An 8,691-nucleotide genomic window follows, 5' to 3' on the forward strand; every position below is an offset into this window, starting at 1 on the left:
TATTAATCGGATGGGTGACTTATGACCTTTATGGAAACCCTCACAATCGCTTACTTAGCATCCGGTTGTCTGAGGTCACGATTTTATTCTGACATGGGCCAACTTTTGTGCCAGGTGTTGTAATATATTGTTACTAGCCGTTGGAAAGAAAAACCTTTTTTTTTTCGGCAAATATCCGTTAAACTGAAAACAGTTCTAAATTGAGCCATTAAGTAATGAGTAAAGCAGAGAAAACAAAACCTCTAGTCGGTCAAGAGTTAGTTGACAAGGTTAAAGAGCTAGACCACCTGAGCAAAGAAGAGAAAGCGAAAGCATGTGGCTACTGTACCTTCACTAAAGGTGGAGTAGAACGGGTGAATATGATGAAATTCCTCAATGCATTGATCGATGCAGAAGGAATTGAGCTGGATGGGAAAAGCTCATCGAATGGACGAGGCGGACGCAGTGCCAGCTATCGGATTACGGTTCAATCGAATGGCAACTTACTTATTGGAGCAGCCTACACTAAGCAGATGAATCTACAACAGGGTGATGAGTTTGAAATCTCTTTAGGTCGCAAACATATTCATCTGAAGCAAATCGGAGGTGAAGATAACGTCGAAGAATAAGTATTTGCTCTCCCTTTCGAGCAACCAGTGGGCAATCTAACCTCTCTGAATCCACGCCCGTGAATTCGGGTTCAGGGGAGAAATGCAGGAAGAAGACTCCAGAACAGAGTGAATCTGGAGACCGCCTCAAAAGAGTAAGGATTCTTAACCTGATTTCTCCCTAGGTCTGGGGTAAAATAAAAAGGGTTTTCAACGCATAAGTGCAATGAATGCAGATACATTTAATTTTGAGAGTCACTCCTCGACTTGTCCCATTTGTCATCAAGTCCAGGTCTTACCGTTGGGACAGTTGCAGAGTGGATTGTATATCTGTCCCTATTGTCATCAACGATTAGTGGTCAGCAAGAGTGGCCATTATGTCCGCGATCCATTCAAGTTGAAACCCTTCATTTCCAGTCAATTATTGCGCCGCCAAAGTCATCCCCTAGCAAGGGTAATGAGAGATTTTGGTAGTGCTAAACCCCCCTGTTGGATCGCCGTGATGGCTAGCATTGTACTGTTTAGTTTTGCCTTAGCTGCCACTGAACGGTTCAAAGAGTTAGACAATCCTATTCCCCATTGGATGCAACAAGGCAGTCAAATTATGCGATCGCTACATCCACAACTGGAACTCGAACCCTAACCCAAAAAAGCTGAAGATTTGGTGACTAATGTCCAACCTTCTGCCGATCCTAAGCGTTGGACTCCCTGGGGAAAACGGGCTTCGAGTTCCTCTAATCCTGCTTTGTCTAAAAGGAGATAGGGTTGGGGGTATTGAGACCAAGTGTGGAGAATTTGCTCAAAATTGGCGGGAATCAGGCGGCGATCGCTGTAAAAATCTAGAGAAGGACGACCATGGGGATAATTGGTCATAATCGGTTGTTTCACCGGAGTATAGGCAATCAGTACTTCAGCCACGGGTTTAACCGCAAATCCTTCTTCAAGTTCCCAAACCCAAATTGGAGAAGCCATCAATAGAAACAACGACACATACAATCCCCATCCTAAAATCCCAATAAACTGATAATCACCCTGTTGAAATAAAAGGCTAACGACTGTCAAAGTAAGGGCAATAGACCCAAAGAGCGCAGGAATTATCCAACTAGAAACGGGTTGAGCGATCATCACATATAGGGTAGCCCCCCAAGAGGCGATCGCTAATCCCCAAAAACTTCCAGTTAAGCTTTTGATCAACCTCGATTTCAATCGCGGAACGCCTTGGGAATAGGCCCGCCAAAATTCTGTTAGTTGCGCACCTCCAGCTAATGCTAAGGCGGGATATAAAGGCAGAACATACCAAGGTAATTTGGTACTCATGATAGAAATCGCTGTAAAATAAATCCCTCCCCAGACTAAAACCAATTTTCCCCAACTCAGACTCCGGTGTTGCCAAGCTAATCCTAAACCGGGAATAACCATCAACAACCATGGAAGGGATAATTTCAGAATTTCTAGCAGATAATACCATGGGGGGCCAGAACGATTTTCTACAGACTGCCAAATGCGACTAAACGATTGATGCACTAATCCGGTTTCTAAAAACGGGTCTCCATAATGGAACAGTTGTAGACCGTACCAGAGTGCAACTGGAATGAGACCTAAGACGATCCCAGTCCAAAGATAAACGGACTTGAGTAGACGGGGAGTATCCCAAGCTAAAAACAGGAGTGCGATCGCCCCCAATAACAGTGCTAAAATACTTTTTGTCAGCGCAATTAGACCCAATCCTAACCCCAAACCGAGACTATCGCGAACATTACGCCGTCCCTTCACAGCAAATAGCATCATCAACAGCAAAAAACATAAAACCGGCCCATCTAGCATCGCTAACCGGCCATGGCGAACCACAGGCAATAAGGTTAAATAAATTAAGGTAGAAAAAATAACTGACAGTCGTTGTTGAAACACTTCCAAACCTAAGCTATAAAAAATAGGAACAGAGGTAGCGGTAAGCAACGCAGAAGGAAAACGAGTCGCCCATTCATTCACCCCCACCAATTGATACATCAGAGCAATTAACCAATGCACTAGAGGGGGTTTATTAAAATAGGGTAATCCGGATAACGTGGGGAACAACCAACCTTGCCAACTAGAAGAGAGGCTAATATTGCGGGCAACTTGGGCAATGGTTCCTTCATCCCAATCTCTTAAGGCCACTCCTCCTAGATTAATCAAAAATAGTACCAGAGCTGCTACCAGGAATCCCAACGCCCAGAATCGATCTATGCGGCGATCAACTCTGAGCAAACGGTTAGGTGAGCAAAGAGACCAAAAATTACGGTACATGGAAGATTACAGCGCTTCGCACTAGGCAAAAGATAATTTAAGAAAAACGGGTTTTACCCTTATTAGAGTTGATAGTCAAGTATGGGCTATCAACTGCTATAGTATACGTCTTCAGTAGAAAGATTTTCTGTTGGGCAACCAAACAGCCCACTCATTCCCTAATTTTCTAAATTGGAGGCTCAGTTAATGGTTAAACAAGTGCATCGAGTAGAGCGTCATTCAGGAGGTCGAGGAGCAAAAATCGCAGCTACTGCAATTATTTGGCCCTGTGCAGTAGTTATGTTAGCTCTTTGTATTCCAATTGTAAAAGTGGTGAAGAGTGAGTTTGTGCCCTTAGCGATTATTTTAGGGGCGAGTGGCAGTACCGCGTTAGTTTGGTTTAGTCCAGCGATCTCCTCTGGAAAACAGGAAAATGACTGGGATGGATCGTCTGAAATTATCGATCCTCAACAGACAACCTTAGTAAAAACTGTGAATTCTGAGGCTATCAATTCCTACCATTGGAGTAATGTATCTGAGTCCAATCAGGAAAGCATTACCCCCATTTTGCCCCTGTGGTAGTTGATATAAGTATTTCTCCATGATGATGTACTTCATAAGACTTAACCAGGGGCACCTATCCTCTGGTCTTCCCTATCCCCCACAAACTGATCGGATAAACTCAGCAGCAGTCATTTTTAAATCCCATGTTTTGCCGTATATTTGACCATAACCGATCGCAGTATGGGGCGATCGCCATAACTGCCAGTGATCTACTCCTGGATCGGCATAAAATCCCCCATCTCCTAAACCCAAAAGACTAGAACTAGAATGGGTAAAATAATCATGACTGAGGCGATAAATAGGAAAGTCTCCCATTAACACGACTCCCCAGGCATCTAGAGCAATTAAGGACTGAATCTTGCCCCCTGCTTGATGCCAGAGCCAACAAGCGGCGATCGCCCCTACTCCTCCAGCACTATAGCTAATTACCGTAATTTTATACTCACAATTTCTGGGATCTCCGAAGGCTTCCACCCACTCTTTAAACAAGCTCCTTCCATCAAGCGGACACCCCGTGGATCGGATACTTGGAGCAGGAAAATTGATGGCTTCCAGAAATTCATCAGTTAAGGAAGGAGGATGAAATCCTGGACAAATCGCGATCGCCACAACTTCAAGATTCTGAGGTGGATTTTCGGCGCTCCATTCGATTCGGAGGCATAATCTGGGGACGAGGTGAGCCAGAACCCGACAAAATCGGTTTAGGAGTACTGACGCTTCGGTGCTTAAACTGACCGCCTCTTCTGGGGCGACCCGTAGCGCGAGGCGATCGCGGTTTTGTCGATCTAGGCAGTGATCCTATACATAATGCCTCTTGAATGACCAAATCCGTTCCTTCTCGGGTGACATGGAATTCCCAAAAATGATGAAGTATTCTACCCATCAAAGCTCCCTTGAGCGTGAGCTTAAACGATCGCGGTTTTTCCCCTTTTTTGCGTGGAGCTTGATTGATCTTAATCTTCACCTCTCCTGTTTGTAGAGAATGAAACACCACTTCTCCCCGAATTGAGAAATAATTATCACCCATCAATGGATGCAGATTTTGCCCAGAAAGTTCAGGTGAATCGAGGGTTTCTGGTTCCCAAACCCCCAATATTTGCGTATGTAAATTGTCCTCTTTTTCTCGGGTGCGCGGATAAACAACCCATAGATGCTCGACATCCAAATCTAAATGTTTTTTGATCAAACTCATCATTCTTCCGAGCAAAACCGCATCAATTTCTGTACCATCTGAAGTGACAAGGGTGCCTTGAGTTAAGCGATCTCCGGCATAATACCGGCCTCGAATTAAACCGATCGCTCGGTACTGTAAGGGTTCAGAGGGAGCGGGAATGGGTTGACATTGCTGCTCTGAAGATAAGGAAGAAGATGCCAGGATAGAAGAAAACATGCTTGATGAATGGCGAGGGCTAGATAGGAGATAGGTGCTTGAACGAAGAACCCTGGCATAAAGCCTTAGGGTTATTTCTACGGAAAAGCTTATTATAACAAGGGTTTGATTTCCCATTCTTCTATGCAAGTGGCTACACCGTAAATCCGTACTCTTTTGAATAGGTTTTGAAGGGGTAAAATCTAACTTGGCCTTTTGTCTTTTGCCTCTTGCCTCCTGCCTTGTCCCGATTCCCTTACAATGGCTAGAAGAGTTCAAGGGATTTGGTGTGACGATTAAACGTAAGAGTTGGGTTCTCAATGCCATTTTGATTTTAGCTGTGGTTGCCCTGTTGGGGGTTTCCACCATCCCTCCCCTCACTGAAGCCTTTCGTGCTTCCACTGCGGCAACATCCAACGCTTCTCCAACTCCAGTAGTGGAGTCTCGACAAGCGAAATTAGAAGCTCAGGAACGGGGATATGAGTTGGTTTTGGAGCGAGAACCGGAAAACCAAAGTGTGTTGAGGGGATTATTGGATGTACGGTTAGAATTACGGAATATTGCAGGCGCGATCGCCCCTTTAGAACGGTTAGTCGAACTCAACCCCCAAGATGTCCAGTATCAAGTCCTCTTGGCTGAAACTAAGAACTATACTGGAGACCCGGATAGCGCTGCTGATATCTATCGCCAAGTGTTAACCCAAAACCCTGGAGAAATGACCGTCTTACAAGGGTTAGTTGACCTTCAACTCCAACAAAACAATCCCCAAGCGGCGATCGGGGTATTAGAAGAAACGCTCACAAAAGCCCCCCAAACCAATGAAATTAAGCCTGGAACCATCGATACTGCCTCCGTTAAACTCCTATTAGGGCGCGTGTATGCCGACTTAGAACGGTATGAAGAGGCGATCGCCGTCTACGATCGAGCCATAGAAGACAATGAAACGGACTTTCGTCCTCTGCTGGGAAAAGCGATCGTTCTCCAACGCCAAGGCAAACCAGACGAAGCCAAACCCCTCTTCACCAGCGCCACCACCCTTGCCCCCTCCGAGTACAAAGATGAAATCGATCGCCTCATGAACGAAGGATAGGGGGATTGCCCATGACCTATTCCCTATTACCAGCGCGTAGCGCTACAATAGGAGATTGCAGCAAAAGAACAAGAGGTTCCCTATGTCCCGTACCTGTCAACTCACCCGCAAAAAAGCCAACAACGGCTTTGCCATCTCCCACTCCCACAGACGAACCAAAAAACGCCAAGAAGTCAACCTTCAGACTAAGCGCGTCTGGTGGTCTGAAGGCAACCGCTGGGTTAAACTTAAACTGTCCACCAAAGCCATCAAAACCTTAGAAACCAAAGGCATTCAAGCCATGGCCAAAGAAGCTGGAATTAATCTCAACCACTATTAATCTCCGTAACCCATAGGGGTTTGGCCTCCCAACCCCCTCCTCTACACCTAAGCAAATATCCCCTCAGCCAAATCAAAGGGTATCGCCAGCCTACCCCAACCGTCTTTACACGGATCGCATTTATAAAGCCCCTGCAAAGGTCATGTAAAATCACGGTTGATGATAAAGAAGAAATTTTGTTAAGACAGAAGGGAATACTATCTAAAACAGGGCCAGACTCATATGGAATCTAGGTCACTGGTTGCGATCGCTCATAGTAAGTGAAACAAAGCAATTTCAACAGGCTTGGACATTGCTTCACCTCTGGTCAGAATTGCGATCGCTCAGTCGGATTCCATAACGTTTAGGGATGACCCTTTAATAGGGTGTATCTAGGTTTATTCTCCCTCTTGCATCTATCCCCTTCCACGTCTAGGACAGCTTCTATGTCTATCCAACGCCTACTCAGACACCTCCGGAACAGTTTCCTTAACCTAGGAAAAACCCTAACGCGATCGCTCTCCCATTTTATCCAACGAGGATTGCGCTCACTCTTCCAGATCAGTCGTCAGCGACAAGCCGGGTTTGTTCTTCCCACCGTCACCATGGTGATCCTCGTCGTCTCGCTACTCAGCCTAGCCATGTTGCTTCGCTCCACAGACCGCGCCAAAAACGCCCACAACTTCCGGGTCAATGAAGCAACCTTAAACGCCACAGCCCCAGCATTGGATAGAGCAAAAGCCAAGATCGCCGCTATTTTTGAAGACCCTAACATTCCCAGAGGAACTCCATCCGACACCGCATTTATGGGTGCATTTGGAGATCTAGGCAGTGGAATTGAAAACTATACCTTTGGGGATGAAGTCCCCCTAAAATTAGTCTTTGATATTGATGGGGATAGCAACACAGGAGAAGAAGATAGTGGTGCCACTAAAAATACCAAGAATGATGAAACCGTAAACACCGCCTGGAAATTCCCAGTTGATACCGACAATAACGGGAAATTTGATAGTTATACCCTCTATACCATTCTCTTCCGCAACCCCACCACTTCAGGTGGCGAATTTACCCGTGCCCGAAACCCCCTAGAAGCCCGAAACCTACCAATGGAAGGGGCTAGTGGCTCCGCATGTGCCAACAACACAGGAGGAGGAGCCAGTTTAGTCGGTGACTCCGACTGGTTTCAGTTGCCCAATGAGCAAAAACTGAAAAAAGCATTCTTTGTTTATGCAGCCACCGTACCCATTGGCCCAAATACGAGTGGCGCTCTGCCCACTGGTCTAGATGCCAATCAATATGAGTTATATCCAGGAGGAACCAAAGGATTTTCGGCCCTGGAATATCAACAAGACTGGAGTCGAATTCCCCTAGCCAATAATGCCGTAGTTTACCAAGATGACCTCCTCACCTTTGCCGGTAGCAATCAGTTCTTCAATGGCCGCATTATAACCAACGCTAACCTTATGGTAGGCAAAGGGAAAAACGTCAGGAGCTTCACAACCAAATTTTTCCTAGTTAGTAGTAAATCCTCCTGTTTTTACGATCCAGAAAGCAGCAAAATCCTTGTAGGCGGAAATGTTGGGAATAACCGTTATGACGATTTTGCCTTTGCCAATGGCACCGTCCATGTAGATGAACTTCATCTATTTCAGGGAGAAGGAAACGATCCTACATTCAACACTAACTTTGGGAAAGTAGACAGCGTTACCACTACAACCGTAAGTGCAAAAGAATCTCTATACAATAACAATGCTTACAATCAACGAATTTCCTATTTAGTCAATGCTGCTTTTTGGTTAGGGACAGGTGCTTATCCCAATGAACTTCTCGCTGGGAGACCTCCAGCCGACGTGTCCGAGCAAGAAGCAAAAGATTACTATACCAAATACTTCAAACAACTCACTCGCCAAGTCCCCTATATCGAAGTTGAGCCTGGCGATAATGCCCTATTTATTCCCACAATAACAACGGGAACTGGGATAGCATCCGATGGTTTTTTAGCATCAGTTGACTCAGAAGCCAAAGCAAAAGACTTCTTTAAGCTCTCTCACGGTTCCGAGACAGCCGATAAGACTGGACTAGATCCCCTGCGACCCCCTCATCAATGGATGTTCCCCGTCGATCCAGACAATAATGCAACAACCTACATGCAATCGAAAACCAGTAGTTCCAACAAGCTAGAGTTGGAACTAACCCGAATTCCAGCGACGAATCCAGAAGAACTTGATGGTAAAGAAGAGCGGATTGGAGATAGAGTTTTAGTCGGTAATAACCTACCAGAAACCATCTACATTGACGATAGCAGTATAGAAGCTGAATCAAGATTGCTCTCAGGGATACAAACGCAGCAACAGGTTACCGGAGTGAAGTGGCGACAGTCCGGTTCAGCCGCACCTTCAACAGTCGATCGCACCCGACAGTCTCAAGTCGTTAGTTTACCCGACTTAGGTGACCTATCGCGAGGTGGACAATGGGAAATTGATGCAGCAACAGCTCCTAAAGATAAGTTTGATAATGT

Annotated in this window: 9 protein-coding genes; 6 read left to right on the plus strand and 3 right to left on the minus strand. The window is 45.7% G+C overall.

Annotation, left to right across the window (positions count from 1 at the left end; all coding sequences use genetic code 11):
* The first annotated feature begins 215 nt into the window (after positions 1-215).
* Positions 216-608, plus strand: a complete 393-nt coding sequence (locus AC3A14_RS10475) for an AbrB family transcriptional regulator (protein ID WP_318732901.1) — start codon at positions 216-218, stop codon at positions 606-608.
* Between the two features lie 205 nt (positions 609-813).
* The gene (locus AC3A14_RS10480; protein WP_318732902.1) at positions 814-1,230 is read left to right on the plus strand and encodes a hypothetical protein; all 417 of its coding nucleotides are present in this window, start codon (positions 814-816) and stop codon (positions 1,228-1,230) included.
* Here the strand turns inward: AC3A14_RS10480 and AC3A14_RS10485 are convergent.
* A complete protein-coding gene (locus tag AC3A14_RS10485; protein WP_318732903.1) occupies positions 1,227-2,873 on the minus strand; it encodes an ArnT family glycosyltransferase in 1,647 nt (548 codons plus the stop codon). The two genes, AC3A14_RS10480 and AC3A14_RS10485, sit on opposite strands and share 4 nt — an antisense overlap.
* A 186-nt stretch (positions 2,874-3,059) precedes the next feature.
* Between AC3A14_RS10485 and AC3A14_RS10490 the strand changes: the two genes are divergently transcribed.
* Positions 3,060-3,434 (plus strand): hypothetical protein, encoded by a 375-nt coding sequence (locus AC3A14_RS10490; protein ID WP_318732904.1) that lies wholly within the window; start codon positions 3,060-3,062, stop codon positions 3,432-3,434.
* 72 nt (positions 3,435-3,506) lie between these two features.
* Here AC3A14_RS10490 and AC3A14_RS10495 read toward each other — a convergent pair whose 3' ends face one another.
* Positions 3,507-4,025, minus strand: coding sequence for a hypothetical protein (locus AC3A14_RS10495; protein WP_318732905.1), 519 nt, complete (start codon positions 4,023-4,025; stop codon positions 3,507-3,509).
* Between the two features lie 4 nt (positions 4,026-4,029).
* The gene (locus tag AC3A14_RS10500; protein WP_318732906.1) at positions 4,030-4,806 is read right to left on the minus strand and encodes a hypothetical protein; all 777 of its coding nucleotides are present in this window, start codon (positions 4,804-4,806) and stop codon (positions 4,030-4,032) included.
* Positions 4,807-5,008: 202 nt separating this feature from the next.
* On the opposite strand from AC3A14_RS10500, the gene AC3A14_RS10505 reads away from it, so the two are divergent.
* From AC3A14_RS10505 to hpsA, 3 genes are all read left to right on the plus strand, one after another.
* A complete protein-coding gene (locus tag AC3A14_RS10505; RefSeq protein WP_318732907.1) occupies positions 5,009-5,875 on the plus strand; it encodes a tetratricopeptide repeat protein in 867 nt (288 codons plus the stop codon).
* 82 nt (positions 5,876-5,957) lie between these two features.
* A complete protein-coding gene (gene rpmB, locus AC3A14_RS10510) occupies positions 5,958-6,194 on the plus strand; it encodes a 50S ribosomal protein L28 (protein ID WP_271942798.1) in 237 nt (78 codons plus the stop codon).
* Between the two features lie 425 nt (positions 6,195-6,619).
* Positions 6,620-8,691, plus strand: a 2,072-nt coding sequence (gene hpsA / locus AC3A14_RS10515) for a hormogonium polysaccharide biosynthesis protein HpsA (RefSeq protein ID WP_487778992.1), incomplete at its 3' end; no start/stop codon positions are given.

It is taken from the genome of Roseofilum sp., assembly GCF_982964205.1.